The following is a 13,666-nucleotide window of genomic DNA, read 5'->3' as shown; positions in this document are numbered from 1 at the left end:
CCGGCCCCCGGCCGGGACAGAGGAGAGGCAAGCACAGGCATGCGAGTGGCCGGCGCTTCCCGTCCGCGCGGCGAGGCGGGCGCGGGCCGCTTGACCGGTGTCGACGCCGTCCGCGGACTGGCCGTCCTCGGCATGTTCGCCGTGCACGTCGGGCCGGGCCCGCAGCCCGAGGGCGCCGGCTACCTGGTGGTCGCGGCGGACGGACGGGCGCCCGCCCTGTTCACCCTCCTCGCCGGGTTCTCCCTGGCCCTCGCCCAGCGCAGCGGCGGCGGCCCACCGGCGGAGACCCCCGGCAGCTGGGCGCAGCGGCACCGCGCGCTCCTGACGCGCTGCGCGGTACTGGCCGTGCTCGGCCTGGTACTGGCCGCGCTGTGGCCCGGGATCCTGGTCATCCTCACCTTCTTCGCCGTGTACTTCCTCGCCGCCGAACCCTTCACCCGGCTCACCACCCCGGTACTGACCGCCGTCGCCGGCGCCTCCGTCATAGCGGGCCCCGTGCTGTCGTACGTGCTCGGCCCGGTCTTCGGGTACGCGGCCACCGGGCGCGGCGCGGTCCCCGAGGTGTCCGCACTGACCAGCTGGGACGGGCTCGGCCGGACACTGCTGGAGCTGCTGCTGACCGGCGCGTACCCGCTGGCCACCTACTTCCCGTACGTCCTGGTGGGGCTGGCCCTCGGCCGGCTGTGCGACCTGCGGGAACGCCGCTCCGCCACACGCATGGCGGTCTGGGGCGCTGCTGCCGCGGTCGCCGGGTACGGCGCCGCCTGGCTGTGGGCCCACCCCCTCGGCGGCCGGAACCGGCTGCTGTCGGTGATCGCGGAGCGGCACCCGGAGGCGGCCGGCGCCGCCGACCCCGTGGGCGCGGTGCTGGGCGGGCAGTTCGGAGCGATACCCAGCACCTCCTGGGAGTGGCTGCTGGTGGCGGACCCGTACAGCCAGACCCCGCTGGAGACGATCGGCAACGCGGGCGTGGGCTGCGCGCTCATCGGCCTGTTCGTGCTCGCCGCGCAGCGCCGGGCGGGCCTGCTGGTGCTGGGCCCGCTGGCGGCGCTCGGGGCGATGGCGCTCAGCGCGTACGTCGCCCACGCACTCGTCCTGGCCGGCCCCGCCCACGGAGCCGGGTCCTGGACCGCGCTGGCCGCCTTCGCCGGTGTGTCCGTCGCCGCGGCCTGGGGCTGGCAGCGGGCCTGGGCGGACAGCCCGCTGCGCCGGGGCCCGCTGGAGCATGCCCTGCGGCTCGCCTCGCGGGGGCGCACGCCGGCGTGAGCCGCGGCCGCGGTTCACCCGTGCGCATGACGGCCCGTGGCTCGCCGAACCGCCCGTACGGCAAGCTGGACGAATGCAGCCGATGCAGCAGCCGCGCCGAGCAACTCCGCCCCTCCCGTTGGTCCTTGCCGCCATGATGCTGACCGCCGGGTGCGTGACCGTGCGGCCGTCCGCACCCCCGGCCGCGCCCGCACCGGAACCCGCCGCAGGAGGCCCGGTCCGGCGACCGACCGTGGCCGCCCGTCCGTTGACGCCCCTCCCGACACCGACGACCGTGTCGGCCTCCCCGACTCCCCCGCCGGCTGCGGAAACCGGCGCTCCCGCGCCGCCCGCCGCACCGCCGTCCCACCGGGCCGCCTCCCGGTCGACGTCCGGGTCCCCCGCCAAGGCCGCCTCCACGTCCGCGTCCAAGTCGCGCAAGCGCCCGCCCGCGCAGCCGCGTCCCGGAACCGTCCCGGGCCGCAGCTACGACATGCGCCCCCTGTGCGAGGCGGCCAGGGGCACCGTCGCCCCCGAGATCGTCGCCCTGTGCGGTTGAGGAGCCGACCGCCGATGGACGACGTACGGGCGACACAGGGAGCGGACCCGGTGGACGGGATCGGGCCGCGGCGGCACGCGTGGCGGATCGACGCGGACGAGTACGCGCGGCACGAGCGCCGCCGGGGCCGGCGCCACGCGTACGGCGAACTGCGCGGGGAGCGGACCGCGCTGGTCGTGGTCGACATGGTGCGGTTCTTCGTCGCGGGGAACGGCTTCGGGCTGGGCGTCGTGCCGCAGGTGCGGGCCCTCGCGCACGGGACCCGGTCGGCGGGCGGCACCGTCGCCTGGGTGCTGCCGGCGGTCGCGGCGCGCCCCACCCGCTGGGCGGTGGACTTCTACGGGCCGGAGGTCGCCGAGCGCTACCGGCTCGCCGGCGGCGCGGGCACGGTGGCGGACCGGCTGTGGCCCGAGCTGGTGCCGGCACCGGAGGATCCGGTGGTGGAGAAGAGCGCCGCCTCCGCGTTCTTCCCCGGGCACTGCCCGCTGCCCGAGGTGCTCGACGAGCGCGGTGTCGACACGGTCCTCGTGTGCGGGCTGGTCACCGACGTGTGCGTGGAGGCCACCGTGCGGGACGCGGCCACGCTCGGGCACCGCGTCGTCCTGGCGGCCGACGCGTGCGCGACGCGCAGCGACGCCGCCCACAACGCCACCCTGGCGACGGTCTACCGCAGCTACGGCGACGTCCGCCCGACCGCGGAGATCCTCGCCCTCCTCGCCGGCCGGCAGGCCTGACGCGGCTGCCCGGGCGGTCCGCTAAGGCGGATATTGGGTGGAGGGGGCCGGGCCGGATACCTACAGTGACCTGGCACCACGTCGTCGAGCAGGAGCCCCTCATGCGCACGCACTACCCCCGCACCCCGCACCTGCCGTGGTCGCCGGGGACGACGGCGGACGACGTGCGGGCCGCCGGACTCGCGGGGCTCGCCGGGCGCGAGGTCGTCGTGACCGAGAAGCTCGACGGGGAGAACACCACCCTGTACGCGGACGGCCTGCACGCCCGCTCCCTCGACTCCGGCCACCACCCCTCGCGCGCCTGGGTCAAGGGCCTGCAGAGCCGCATCGGCGCGGGCATACCCGCCGGCCGGCGCGTGTGCGGGGAGAACCTGTACGCCCGGCACTCGATCCCCTACGAGGACCTCGACGGCTGGTTCTACGGGTTCTCCGTGTGGGACGGCGAGCACTGCCTCGACTGGGACCGCACGGTGCGCTTCCTGCACGGTCTCGGGGTGCCGACCCCGCGCGTGCTGTGGCGGGGCGTCTTCGACGAGCGGGCCCTGCGCCGGCTGCGCGTCGACACCGCGCGGCAGGAGGGCTACGTCGTACGGACGTCGGCCGGCTTCGACCGTGCCGACTTCGGGCGGTGCGTGGCCAAGTGGGTCCGCGGTGGGCACGTGCAGACCGACACGCACTGGATGTACGCCCCCGTCGTGCCGAACGGGCTCGGCCCGCAGGCCGCCCTGTGGGCGGTGCGGTCGGGCGCCGAACCGGACGTGGCCGGGCTGACGGCCGCCCTCGGCCTCCGGGGCGGGGCGGGAGGCGGGCCGGGAGCCGGGTCGGAGGTGGGGCCGGAGCCCGGTCCGGGCCCGAACCGGGGTCCGGGTGGCACTGCGGCCGAGGTCGTGGCCGGGACTGCGGCCGGGCTCGTGGCAGTGGCTCGCGGTGGTGCCGTCGATGCCGTCGTCGCCGAGGTGGCGGGGCGGCTCGACGCGCTGGGCCGCACCGGGGACGCCCGGCTGGCCGGCGTCCTCGCGGCCCTGCTGCACCGCACCCCGCGGGCCCGCGTCGCGGCGCAGCTGGCGGCGGGCCCGCTCGGCATGCCACTGGCCCGCCGGGTCGCCGACCTGGTCGGGCTCTACCCGCGGCTGCGGCAGCCGTTCCCCGACGAGCTGCGCCGGGCCGGGCTGGTCCGGATGGCCTGCGCGGCCGACCTCGGGGTGCTGCACGCGCTCGCCGCCGGGACCGGGGCGTCCGGGGATCCGGCGGACGCCGCCGGGACCGGGGCGTCCGGGGATCCGGCGGACGCCGCCGGGGCCGGACCCGGGGCCGGGGCCGGGGCGTCGGCCGGGGAGTGCGTCGAGTGGTCCGCGCTGTACGCGCAGGAGGAGGGGCTGTTCGGCCCCGACCCCCTCGGCCCGCTGCGGGCCGGGGTGCGGACCGCCCTCGCCGACCGGGACCCGGACGCGGCGGACCGCTGCTGGGCCGAGGCCGTCGAGGCGTTCGGGCGCGGCCGGATCTCCACCGCCGAGGAGGCCGTGGCCGCGACCTGGCGCTGGCGGGACGGCGGCTACCCGAAGCTGGTGCAGCTGTGCGGGCCGTCGGGCAGCGGGAAGAGCACGTACGCGCGGAGCCTGCCGGGGGTGGCCGCGTACGTCAGCCTCGACGACCTGCGGGCCGCCCGGGGTTCCCGGGCCGACCAACGCGCCAACGCGGACGTGCTGCGCGAGGGGTTGGACCGGCTCGACGCGGCGCTGGCCGGCGGCGGCACCGTCGTCTGGGACGCCACCTCCCTCACCGCGCAGCAGCGCGGGCTGGCCGGCGCGGTCGCCGCCCGCCGCGACGCGTTGGTCACCCATGCCGTGGTGCTGGTGGAGGAGGCGGAGCTGATGCGGCGCAACACCGTACGGCCCCACCCGGTGCCGCCCCAGGTGCTCGCCTCCCAGCTGCACCGGTTCAGCCCGCCGTACCCGGGGGACGGGCAGGCGCACCGCATCCGGTACATCGGCGCCGGCGGCACCGTCGAGGACACCGCAGGAACCCTCGCCACCACGGACGGGAACTGCTGATGCGTACCAGTGAGCAGCTGTACCACCAGGTCCGCTGGGACCCCCGGTTCGACCCGGCGCGGTTCGTGCTCGGCCTGCACCAGCGCGGGGCCCCGCCGAAGCGGATCCCGCTGCCCGCGTTCGTGCCCGGCGGCGACATCCCCTGGCACCGGGTGCTGTTCGTCGAGGCGGACGGCGAGCTCGTCTGGGACCGGGCCAGCGGCCTCGACGCCATCGACTCCACCCGGGCCGGGCGGGTCCGCGCCCCGCGCCTGCTGCGGGCCCCGTTCTTCACCGCCCGCACCCCGCACGCCTGGGATCCCGCCGCCGGTGGCTGGCGGCCCACCGACGCCCCCGTCGCGGGTGGTGCCCGTCCTGCGGGCGGCGCTGCTCCTGCGGCCGACGGTCCGCCGTCAGCGGACGGCCCGCTGGAGGCTGCGGCTCCCGGGCGGGTGCGGCTGCTGACCTGGAACACCCTGTGGGACCGGTACGACGCCCCGCACATCGCCACCGAGCGGCGCAGGCCGCTGCTGCTCGCCGCGCTCGAAGCCGCCGACGCCGACGTCATCGCGCTGCAGGAGGTCGAGCCCGAACTGCTCGGCATGCTGCTGGCGCAGCCCTGGGTGCGGGCCGGGTACACCCTCGGGACCGACCCGGCCGGCAAGGACGTCGCCGGGAGCGGGCTGCTCCTGCTCAGCCGGCTGCCGGTGGCGGAGGCCGGGGTGCACGAGCTGGGGCCGTACAAGGCCGTCACGGCGGTGACGGTGCACACGGCCGGCGGTCCGCTCGTCGTGGCCTGCGTCCACCTGACGAGCGATCACACTGAGAACGGCGCCGAGCGGCGCGGCAGCGAACTGGCCCGCATCCGCGAGGGGTTCAGCGGCATCGATGCCGACGTGGCGCTCCTCGGCGACTTCAACGACGGCCGCGGCGGGCCGGACGGGCCCGCGGCCGTGCTCGGCATGCGCGACGCGTGGAGCGAGGTGCACGGGGCGCGGGACACCACGCCGACCTTCGACCCGGTGGCCAATCCGCTCGCCGCGGTGGGCTCGCTGTCGGGACGTCCCGGCCGGCTGGACCGCGTCCTGCTGCGGTCGGCGGGGGCCGAGGTGCGCCGGGCGGTGCTGACGGGGGACGCCCCGGCGGCCGACGGGCTGTTCGCCTCCGACCACTACGGGGTCGGGGCCGTGCTGGACTTCTCCGGGGAGAGCGGCCCGGCGGCAGGGGTGGGGGCCGGGTCGGACGCCGCGGGTGCGGTGTTCGACGGAGCGGCGACCGCGCACACGGCCGTGGCGTGGCTGCCACCGCACCACGACGCCGTCGAAGGGCTGCGCCGGGAGCACGACCCGGCGGCCGACCGCTGGCCGGCGCACGTGAACCTGCTGTTCGGCTTCGTCGCCGAGTCCTCCTTCGAGGAGGCGCTGCCGCTGCTGGCCGAGGCGGCCGCGACGACGGCCCCGTTCGGGGTGCGGCTGGCGGGCGTGCACAGCTTCGGGCTGCGCGGGGACGCCGTGCTCTGGCTGGACCCGGCCGCCGCCGGCGAGGCCCCCTGGCAGGAGCTGCGGCGGGAGCTCACCGCGCGGTTCCCCGGCTGCCGGGGCCGCGGCGAGGGGTACACCCCGCACCTGACGCTGGGGCGCAGCACGGATCCGCAGCGGGCGCTGGCGGAGTACACGGCGCGGCTGGGCGGCGCCGGGGCGTCGTTCCCGGCCCGGGTCGGGGAGCTCGCGGTGCTCTCGCGGCGCGGGGACGAGCCGATGCGGGTCCGGGCGACGGTGGAGCTCGGTACGGGCACGGTGCGGTGGGTGCCGGAGGAGACGGGGATCGGCCCGGAGACGGGGGCTGCCTCGGGGGCGGGGGCTGCCTCGGGGGCCGGAGCCGCCTCGGGCGTCGGTGACCTCGGCCGCGACGTTGCCGCGTGCATCGCGCGAGCGCTGCCCGACGGGGTGGTCCACGTCGCCGGATCCCGCCGCATGGGCTGCGCCCTGCCCGGCGCGGACCTGGACCTGGTCGCGGCCCTGCCCGGCACGGTCGACCTCGCGGACGTACGGGCCCGGGTCGCGGCCGCCCTGCCGCGGGCCGCCGAGCGGATCCGGGAGGTGACGGGCGCCCGGGTGCCGGGGCTCCGGCTGCGCGTCGACGGGTTGGACGTGGACCTGGTGGTCGTCCCCACGGGGGCGGTGGATCCGGCGCGGGCCGTGGAGCGCCGGGCGGATCTCGGCGAGGCGGCGGCGATCGCGCTGAGCGCGGTCAGCGACGCCGATGCGGTACGCGGCTACGTGGGCTCCGAGGGGCCCCGGCAGGCGGCGTTCGCGGCACTGGCCCGGCAGGTGAAGGCCTGGGCCCGGGTCCGCGGCCTGGACTCGGCGCCGTTCGGCGGGCTGCCGGGGCTCGCCTGGGCGGTGCTGGCGGCGCGGACGGTCCGCGAAGCCGCCGACCTGTCCCCGGCCGGCCTGCTCCGGGAGTTCTTCGGGACCTGGGCCGCCTGGGACTGGCGCACCCCGGTCGGCCTCTTCCCCGCGGGCGGGGGCCCGGTCGTGGACGACTCCGACCCGGTCACCGTCCTCACGCCTTCCGAGCCGGTGCGCAGCTGCACGGCCCAGGTGGGCGCCGGCCTGCGCGACCTGGTCGGGCAGGAGCTGTACCGGGCTTGGGAGCTGGTGGAGTCCGGTGCCGGTGACGGGCTGCTCGTGCCGCCGGCACTGCACCGCCGGCACGCCGCCTGGGCCGTGGTGAGCGTACGGGGCGACAGCCCGGGGGAGTTCGAGGAGTCGTTGGGCCGGGCGCGGGGACGGATGCGGGCCCTGCTCGGGGCGCTGGCCGAGGCCGGGGTCCGGGACGCGCACGCCTGGCCGCGGCCCTTCGCGGCCTCGTCCCGTTCGGCGGACTTCGCGATCGGGCTCGGCAGTCGGCCGCCGGACGCGGCCCGGCTCGCGGCCGTGACCTCCCCTTGGTGCGCCGGCCTGGCGGGGGTCGAGGTCCTCCGCGCGCGCTGCGGTTCGGTGCCCACCCTGCCCTGAGGACGTCTTCGGTCGGGCGGGGTGGAGCAGGGCACCGGGGCTTCCCGGCAGCCCCGGCGGAACGGCCGGGGGTCGGGGCGGGGGGAAAGATGGTGGCGGGCTCGCTCCGGGCGGCCCGGATCCTGCGGGCGGGGTTCAGAGGGTAATGATGATCTTGCCTGCGGTGTGGCCCTGCTGGCTGAGGGCGAAGGCCGCCGGGAGGTCCGAGAGGGGGAAGGTCTCGGCCACGGTGACCTTCAGGCTGCCGCTGTCGGCGAGGCGTCCCAGCTCGGCGAGGTCACTGCCGAGCGGCCGGACCCACATCCACTGGCCGCCCGCGCCCAGCACGCTGTGGTCGGCGATGGAGGCGTGGCGGCCGTCCGGCGCCAGGACCGCGGTGGTGACGTCCAGGACCCCGCCGACGAAGTCCGCGCCCACGGTGATGCCGTCGGGGGCGAGCCCGCGGATCCGGTCCACCAGGCCCTCCCCGTACTCGACGGGCTCGCCGCCGAGTTCGCGCAGCCGGTCGTGGTTGCGGGGAGAGGCGGTGCCGATGACCCGGGCGCCCAGCGCCCGGGCGATCTGCACGCCGAAGGAGCCGACGCCGCCCGCGGCGCCGTGGATGAGGACGGTGTCGTCCTTGCCCGTGCCGAGGCGGGTGAGCAGCTGGTAGGCCGTGAGCCCGGCCAGGGGCAGGCCGGCCGCCTCCTGCCAGGTGAGGGAGGCGGGCTTGGGCGCGAGGGCGCGTACGGGCACGCTGACGTACTCGGCGAAGGTGCCGCCGTGCACGTGGTCCTTGCGGGCGTACGCCATCACCTCGTCGCCGACGGCGAACTCGGGGACGTCGATGCCGACCCGCTCGACCGTCCCCGAGACGTCCCAGCCCGGCACCACGGGGAACATGACGTCCATCAGGCCGTCGAGGCCGCCCGACATGATCTTCCAGTCGACGGGGTTGACCCCCGCGCACCTGACCTTGACGAGTACCTCGCCGGGGGCGACCTTCGGCAGCGGCAGCCGGGTCTCGGAGAGCACCTCCGTCCCGCCGTACGTCTCGTACGCCATCGCCCGCATGGTGTCCTGGGACATCTGTCCGGCCTCTCCGCAGTGGAACCGTCGGTGGCTCATCTCACCACGAGAGGACGGCGCCACCGCGTCAGGGCACGCGCGTCACTCGTACTCGGTGCCGCCCTTGCGTGTCAGGTACGCGGGGCTGACCGCCTTGGCGATGGCCCGGCCGCCGACGACCGGGCTGTACCGCTCGACCGCGGGGCGGATGACGACGCCCTCCCGGATGTGGACGGCGCGGCCCGAGACGGTCTCCCGGCCGGTGGCCCGCTCCAGGACGGTGTCCAGGTCGTACGGGCCCTCGTACAGGCGGGGTACGAGGGGCAGCTCGCCGTCCGCGAAGAGCTCCGCGGGGTCCAGCCAGCGCACCTGTCCGTCGATCTCGGCGGACACGTCGAAGACGGCGTACCCGGGGGGCGCGTCGGCGGCGCGCGCGGTCGCCCCGTACGCCAGGTCCTGGACGCCCGACCCGTACACCTCGCCGAACACGCCGATCCGGGTCGCTCCCAGCCGGGCGGCGAGCTTCGCGGCGACCTCGGGGACGCCGTGGCCCCGGACGGCCCGCCAGTACAGGTTGCGCTCGTCGTCCTTGAGGGCCAGGCCCTTGGAGCCGAAGCCCTTGGAGGAGACGAGGACGGTGCCGTCGCCGGCGAGGTACGTCATCAGGCAGGCCGTGCCGTGCAGCTTCTCCGTGAGGACGACCTGCTCGCCGGCCTCGAAGATGTGCGGGTAGCGCTGCAGGTTCTCTATGTCGACCCACGGCAGCAGGTCGGGGGCGGCCTCCACGTCCCCGCTCATGGTGGTGGGGATCGGCGGGACCCATTTGGTGATGCCGAGCGACTCCGCGAAGTCCGTGTTCTCCCGGGCGGCGCGCGCCAGGTCGACGTCGGCCAGCGCCCGCGGCCGGCAGACGAGGCCCTGCGAGAGCTCGCCGCGCAGCCGGACCGCTCGGACCCGGTCGGCGGCGGAGCCGGCGAGCCGGCCGGTCAGACCGAGCTCCTCGATCAACGCGGCGGGCAGGACGGCCTGTTCGGGGATGTAGAGGGCGAACTCGCCGGTGCGGTAGGCGCCTTTGGCGACGACGGCGCGGTAGAGGCCCACCTGCGCCAGCTCCAGCGCGTCGGCGTTGGGGTGCTCGTGGACGGTCAGTTCCTCGACGGTGACCCGTAGGGTGGACATCGGCGGCTCCTTTGGTGTGCGTGGACGCCGCCCACTGTCCGTCGGGGCATTTCCGCTGGTCCACCGGTTTTCTTGGTGCTAGTGCTGTGTCCGGAAGGGTTTGGCGGCTCGCGGCGTCCGGTGCGGTGCGTCGGTGGACCTTTCCGGTCACGGCACCGGCGTCAGATGCCGAACGCGGCCCGGGTGGCCGGCCCGTAGGTGCCCGTCGGGTCTCCCTTGATGTCCCGGTCGCGCTGGAGCTGGGCGACACCGCGCTTGGTCTGGCCGTCGTAGACACCGGTGATGTGCACGTACGTGAAACCCTGCCCCTGCAGGCGCTGTTGGAGGGCGGTCACTTCCGGGCCCTGGTCGCCCATGCGCAGCGTCTGGTGCTGCTCGGGCGGTGTGGACGCCGACCGGCTGGGCGCGGGCGGCTTCTCGGAGGGGCTCGCGGACGGACTGGCCGCGGCCGACGAGGTCGCGGTGGCCCGTGCGGACGGGGTCGACGAGGGGCTTTCGCCGGTGCTGGGATTGGCTCCGGGGAGTACCGGGACGGACAGGTCGGGCCGTCGTACGGAGGGATCGTTCTCCGGTTCGGAGTCGCCCGGCCACAGCGCCAGGACGCCGGCCGCGCCGACCAGGAGCAGCGAGCCCGCCGCCCACGGGAGCCGGTTGCGGCGGCCCTCCGGGCGGCCCCGGCGGGCGTGCCGTCGGCCGGACCGCGCGGCGCCGTGCGACGTGTCGGACCCGGGTTCGGGGGCGTCTTCGGGCTTCTCGGGGCCGTGCGCGGACCAGGAGGCGTCGAACGCGGCCGCGGCGCGGCCGGACTCCGGCCACGGCCCGGGCTCGGGTCGGACGGGCAGGGTCGGGTCGGCCACGGGGGCCGGGTGGGCGGGTGCGAGCGGGGGCGCCTCGGGGACGGGCCCGCTGTCATCGGGGTGGTGGGACACGGTGGTCTCCCGGGGCGGGGCGGGGATCCGTGCGGCGGTGGGGGTACCGCCCGCCGGAACCCGGCGCCCTGCGCCGGTCAGGCAGTGCGCCGCCGCGCGGCGCGAACCGGAACGGGAGCGGGAGCCGTCCGGGCGGCGGCCGGGAGGCCGGCGCCGCGGGGCGTTGCCGGGACACGCGGGAAGCGAACCGGTAGGGGCATCTGGGCTGTCTCCGATGTGCGACTCGTACGGTGGTCCTCTTGTCTGCCTGACCGGCGCACTCTTGCCGCCCGGGACGGGTGCGGTCAAGCCTCCTGTCCGAACTGCCCCATCCGTCCGGCGCGCCGGACACCGATGCGGGCAGGCGTTCGACGACATCCCTCGGACGTGTGAACGGGGCGGTCGTGTCGGCCCGGCGGTGCGGCATCGTGGTCGAATGCAGCTACGCCGGGCCCTTCCCCTGTCCCTCGTCGCGTTGCTCGCGAGCACCGGCTGTGCCTCGATGGGGTCGCCACCGCCTCCGCCCGCACCGCGCGGTCCGCTTCCGACGCGTACGTCCGCCCCGCCGTCCGGGACCCAGGTGCCATCGCGCGACCCGTCCCGCGCGGCACGTCCGCCCCGGCCGACACCGGCCGCGGCCCCCCCGGCGCGGTCCCGGCCGCAGTCCGCGCAGCGGGAGCCGGCCCCGTTGCCGGAGCGGCCGCCGTCCCCTGCGGCCGCCATCGCCCCGGCCCGGGCTGCGGGCCGGACGTCCGCCGTACGGCCCGTGGACCCGGCCGCGCCCCGGCGGGCGCACCCGCAGGGCCCCTCGCCCCGTCGCGCCCTGCGGCAGCAGCACTCCCCCGCACCCGAGCCGCGGCCGGCGCCGGTGCCGGCATCCGGTGGGGAGGAACCGTGCGCGGCGGTGGAGGGCGCGGTGCCGCCGTCGATCGTGGACCTGTGCATGCGGCAGAACGGGCGCTGACGGGCCGTCCGGGCTCAGGGGGCGCAGGCGCGTCGGGAGCGGACGGCCGCGCAGCGCCGGACCGTGTGGTGGCGGACGGTGCGCAGGCGGCTCATCGTGGTGCGGCCGCGCCGGCGCCACTCGCCGCGGGGCAGGCCGGCCCGCTGGCCCCCGCTGGTGATGAGGGCGTTGACGGGGGTGTGCGGGTCGGCGGCCATGCCCTTGGCCACGAGGACGCCCACCACGAGCGGGAGCAGCGCCACGGCCAGGGCCGAACCGGCCACGGTCACCTGCTGCAGGCGCGGGCGGGGGGAGCTGGGCGGGCAGTGCGCACCGCGCGGGGCGTCGGAAGTCATGCCGCCATTCCAGCAGCGGCGGGCCGCCGGGGAATCGGGGCGGATACTCAGGAGTTGGCCGTGACGTACTCATACCGCGTACTCATGCGGCGCACTCAGGAGGTGGACGATGGCCCCGGCCGGGCAGCGGTTCGAGCCGGCGACCGGTGACGGGCCGGCCGTGCCCGCCACTGCCGAGCGGGCGGGCGAGGTGCGCACGGCGTACGAGGGCCTGCTGCAGATCCGGCGCGTGCTGGACGGCGGGACGGGCCCGGCGGCCCCGGCCGCGTGGGAGCTGCGGCAGATGCCGCGCGCCGTGGCGCTCGCACTGGAGGCGGCCGGTCTTCCGGCGTCCGCGGTGGACGCGGAGGGCCGGCGGACGCGCACCGGTTACCGGGTGGCGGCCGGCCCGCCGCCGGGCGGCCGGGTCGAGGTGACCTGGGTCGGCCCGCCGGGCGGCGGCGCGGCCCGGGAGGAACGGGAGCGGCTGGGAGCCTGCGCGGCGGCACTGGAGGCGCTGGGCTGGGTCTGCCTCCTGTACCGCGGTCCCCGCGGGCGCCGTTTCCTGGAGGTGGAACCGCCGCGCTGACCGCGGCGCGGCCGCGCTCACCGGTACCGCTCGGCGAGTGCCGCGACGGTGTCGGCGAGGGCGCGGCGCAGCTCGGGCGGGCCGAGGACCTCGGCTTCGGTGCCGAGCCGCAGAAGGTCGCCGACGGCCACGGACTGGGTCTCGACGGACAGGCGGACGAGGACCCAGCCGTCGGGGTCGGCGGGCTCGGCGTCGGCGAGGGCTCGGGTGCCGGCCGCCCCGAACTGCATGGGCAGCAGGCGCCGGCCGCGCGGGGAGAGCCGGACGAGGGCCGTCTGGTGGTGGAGGGCGTCGTCCAGGCGGCGGGCGGACTCCTCCCAGTACCCGGCGAGGTCGAAGCCGGGCGGCCGGGCGAACCCTCCGGGGCCGGTGGCCACGTCCTGGAACCGCGACACCCGGTAGGTGCGCACCCGGTCGTCGCCGTCCTCGGCGCCGGTGGCCACCAGGTACCAGATGCCGCCCTTGAGGACGAGCCCGAGGGGGTGCAGGGAGCGGCCGGCGCGCTCCTCGCCGTTCCAGCGGCGGTAGCGGACGATCAGGACGTGCTGGTCCCAGACGGCCTGTGCGATCCGCGCCAGGTGCGGGACGGGGTCGGCGTCCCGGAACCAGGCCGTGGCGTCGAGGTGGAAGCGGCCCTCGATGCGCCGGGCCCGGTCGGCGAGTGCGGTGGGCAGGGCGGCCTGGAGCTTCAGCCGGGCGGCGGCCAGGTCGGCGCCGAGGCCGAGGTCCTGCGCGGGGCCGGGCGTACCGGTCAGGAAGAGGGAGTCGGCCTGGGTGTCGGTGAGACCGGTGAGGCGGGTGCGGTAGCCGTCCATCAGCCGGTAGCCGCCGGCGGGTCCGCGGTCGGCGTGGACGGGGACGCCGGAGGCGCCGAGGGCTTCGACGTCCCGGTAGACGGTGCGGACGGAGACCTCCAGCTCGGCGGCGAGTTCCGGGGCGGTCATCCGGCCGCGGTTCTGCAGCAGCAGGAGCAGGGACAGGAGGCGGTCGGCGCGCATGGGGCCATTGTCCGCAGTGCGTCCGGGATACCTGACGGAGGGTGTCAGGTATCCCGGACAGGCTGGTGTCCGTGCCGGG

11 protein-coding genes are annotated in these 13,666 nt (G+C 77.1%); 6 read left to right on the top strand and 5 right to left on the bottom strand.

Going from position 1 to position 13,666, the window contains the following annotated elements; genetic code table 11:
* Positions 1–39: 39 nt before the first annotated feature.
* The 5 genes from ACSHWO_RS30555 (at position 40) to ACSHWO_RS30535 (ending at position 7,588) form a co-directional block, all read left to right on the top strand.
* Positions 40–1,266 carry a DUF418 domain-containing protein gene (locus tag ACSHWO_RS30555; RefSeq protein ID WP_438316941.1) on the top strand — a complete coding sequence of 409 codons (1,227 nt, stop codon included), beginning with the start codon at positions 40–42 and terminating at the stop codon, positions 1,264–1,266.
* Positions 1,267–1,540: 274 nt separating this feature from the next.
* On the top strand, positions 1,541–1,804 hold the full coding sequence (locus ACSHWO_RS30550) for a hypothetical protein (protein ID WP_438316938.1): 264 nt from the start codon (positions 1,541–1,543) through the stop codon (positions 1,802–1,804).
* A gap of 14 nt (positions 1,805–1,818) precedes the next feature.
* Positions 1,819–2,538 carry a cysteine hydrolase family protein gene (locus ACSHWO_RS30545; protein ID WP_438316935.1) on the top strand — a complete coding sequence of 240 codons (720 nt, stop codon included), beginning with the start codon at positions 1,819–1,821 and terminating at the stop codon, positions 2,536–2,538.
* A 101-nt stretch (positions 2,539–2,639) separates the two neighbouring features.
* Positions 2,640–4,589, top strand: coding sequence for an RNA ligase family protein (locus ACSHWO_RS30540; RefSeq protein ID WP_438316932.1), 1,950 nt, complete (start codon positions 2,640–2,642; stop codon positions 4,587–4,589).
* The gene (locus tag ACSHWO_RS30535; RefSeq protein WP_438316929.1) at positions 4,589–7,588 is read left to right on the top strand and encodes a poly(A) polymerase; all 3,000 of its coding nucleotides are present in this window, start codon (positions 4,589–4,591) and stop codon (positions 7,586–7,588) included. The genes ACSHWO_RS30540 and ACSHWO_RS30535 overlap by 1 nt, the downstream gene beginning before the upstream one ends.
* A 135-nt stretch (positions 7,589–7,723) precedes the next feature.
* Here the strand turns inward: ACSHWO_RS30535 and ACSHWO_RS30530 are convergent, their stop codons facing one another.
* The 4 genes from ACSHWO_RS30530 to ACSHWO_RS30515 all read right to left on the bottom strand — a co-directional run bounded on the left by ACSHWO_RS30530 (position 7,724) and on the right by ACSHWO_RS30515 (position 12,021).
* Positions 7,724–8,641, bottom strand: coding sequence for an NADP-dependent oxidoreductase (locus ACSHWO_RS30530; protein ID WP_385834995.1), 918 nt, complete (start codon positions 8,639–8,641; stop codon positions 7,724–7,726).
* 96 nt (positions 8,642–8,737) lie between these two features.
* The gene (locus ACSHWO_RS30525; protein WP_361090387.1) at positions 8,738–9,814 is read right to left on the bottom strand and encodes an RNA ligase (ATP); all 1,077 of its coding nucleotides are present in this window, start codon (positions 9,812–9,814) and stop codon (positions 8,738–8,740) included.
* A gap of 161 nt (positions 9,815–9,975) precedes the next feature.
* The gene (locus tag ACSHWO_RS30520; RefSeq protein WP_438316926.1) at positions 9,976–10,743 is read right to left on the bottom strand and encodes a peptidoglycan-binding protein; all 768 of its coding nucleotides are present in this window, start codon (positions 10,741–10,743) and stop codon (positions 9,976–9,978) included.
* 957 nt (positions 10,744–11,700) lie between these two features.
* A complete protein-coding gene (locus tag ACSHWO_RS30515) occupies positions 11,701–12,021 on the bottom strand; it encodes a hypothetical protein (protein WP_361090381.1) in 321 nt (106 codons plus the stop codon).
* Positions 12,022–12,130: 109 nt separating this feature from the next.
* Between ACSHWO_RS30515 and ACSHWO_RS30510 the strand changes: the two genes are divergently transcribed.
* Positions 12,131–12,589 (top strand): hypothetical protein, encoded by a 459-nt coding sequence (locus ACSHWO_RS30510; RefSeq protein WP_438316923.1) that lies wholly within the window; start codon positions 12,131–12,133, stop codon positions 12,587–12,589.
* Positions 12,590–12,606: 17 nt separating this feature from the next.
* Here ACSHWO_RS30510 and ACSHWO_RS30505 read toward each other — a convergent pair whose 3' ends face one another.
* The gene (locus ACSHWO_RS30505) at positions 12,607–13,587 is read right to left on the bottom strand and encodes a helix-turn-helix transcriptional regulator (RefSeq protein WP_385834172.1); all 981 of its coding nucleotides are present in this window, start codon (positions 13,585–13,587) and stop codon (positions 12,607–12,609) included.
* Positions 13,588–13,666: the final 79 nt, after the last annotated feature.

Source organism: Streptomyces pallidus (ex Mingjun et al. 2026) (assembly GCF_051550185.1).
Lineage (GTDB): Bacteria > Actinomycetota > Actinomycetes > Streptomycetales > Streptomycetaceae > Streptomyces.
Note: the sequence above shows the minus strand (reverse complement) of the source record. Positions and strands in the feature narration are given on the sequence as shown.

Coding starts and splice junctions, on each gene's coding strand:
- ACSHWO_RS30505 (WP_385834172.1), bottom strand. CDS start 13,587: ATGCGCGCCGACCGCCTCCTGTCCCTGCTCCTGCTGCTGCAGAACCGC.
- ACSHWO_RS30530 (WP_385834995.1), bottom strand. CDS start 8,641: ATGCGGGCGATGGCGTACGAGACGTACGGCGGGACGGAGGTGCTCTCC.
- ACSHWO_RS30515 (WP_361090381.1), bottom strand. CDS start 12,021: ATGACTTCCGACGCCCCGCGCGGTGCGCACTGCCCGCCCAGCTCCCCC.
- ACSHWO_RS30535 (WP_438316929.1), top strand. CDS start 4,589: ATGCGTACCAGTGAGCAGCTGTACCACCAGGTCCGCTGGGACCCCCGG.
- ACSHWO_RS30525 (WP_361090387.1), bottom strand. CDS start 9,814: ATGTCCACCCTACGGGTCACCGTCGAGGAACTGACCGTCCACGAGCAC.
- ACSHWO_RS30540 (WP_438316932.1), top strand. CDS start 2,640: ATGCGCACGCACTACCCCCGCACCCCGCACCTGCCGTGGTCGCCGGGG.
- ACSHWO_RS30510 (WP_438316923.1), top strand. CDS start 12,131: ATGGCCCCGGCCGGGCAGCGGTTCGAGCCGGCGACCGGTGACGGGCCG.
- ACSHWO_RS30555 (WP_438316941.1), top strand. CDS start 40: ATGCGAGTGGCCGGCGCTTCCCGTCCGCGCGGCGAGGCGGGCGCGGGC.
- ACSHWO_RS30545 (WP_438316935.1), top strand. CDS start 1,819: ATGGACGACGTACGGGCGACACAGGGAGCGGACCCGGTGGACGGGATC.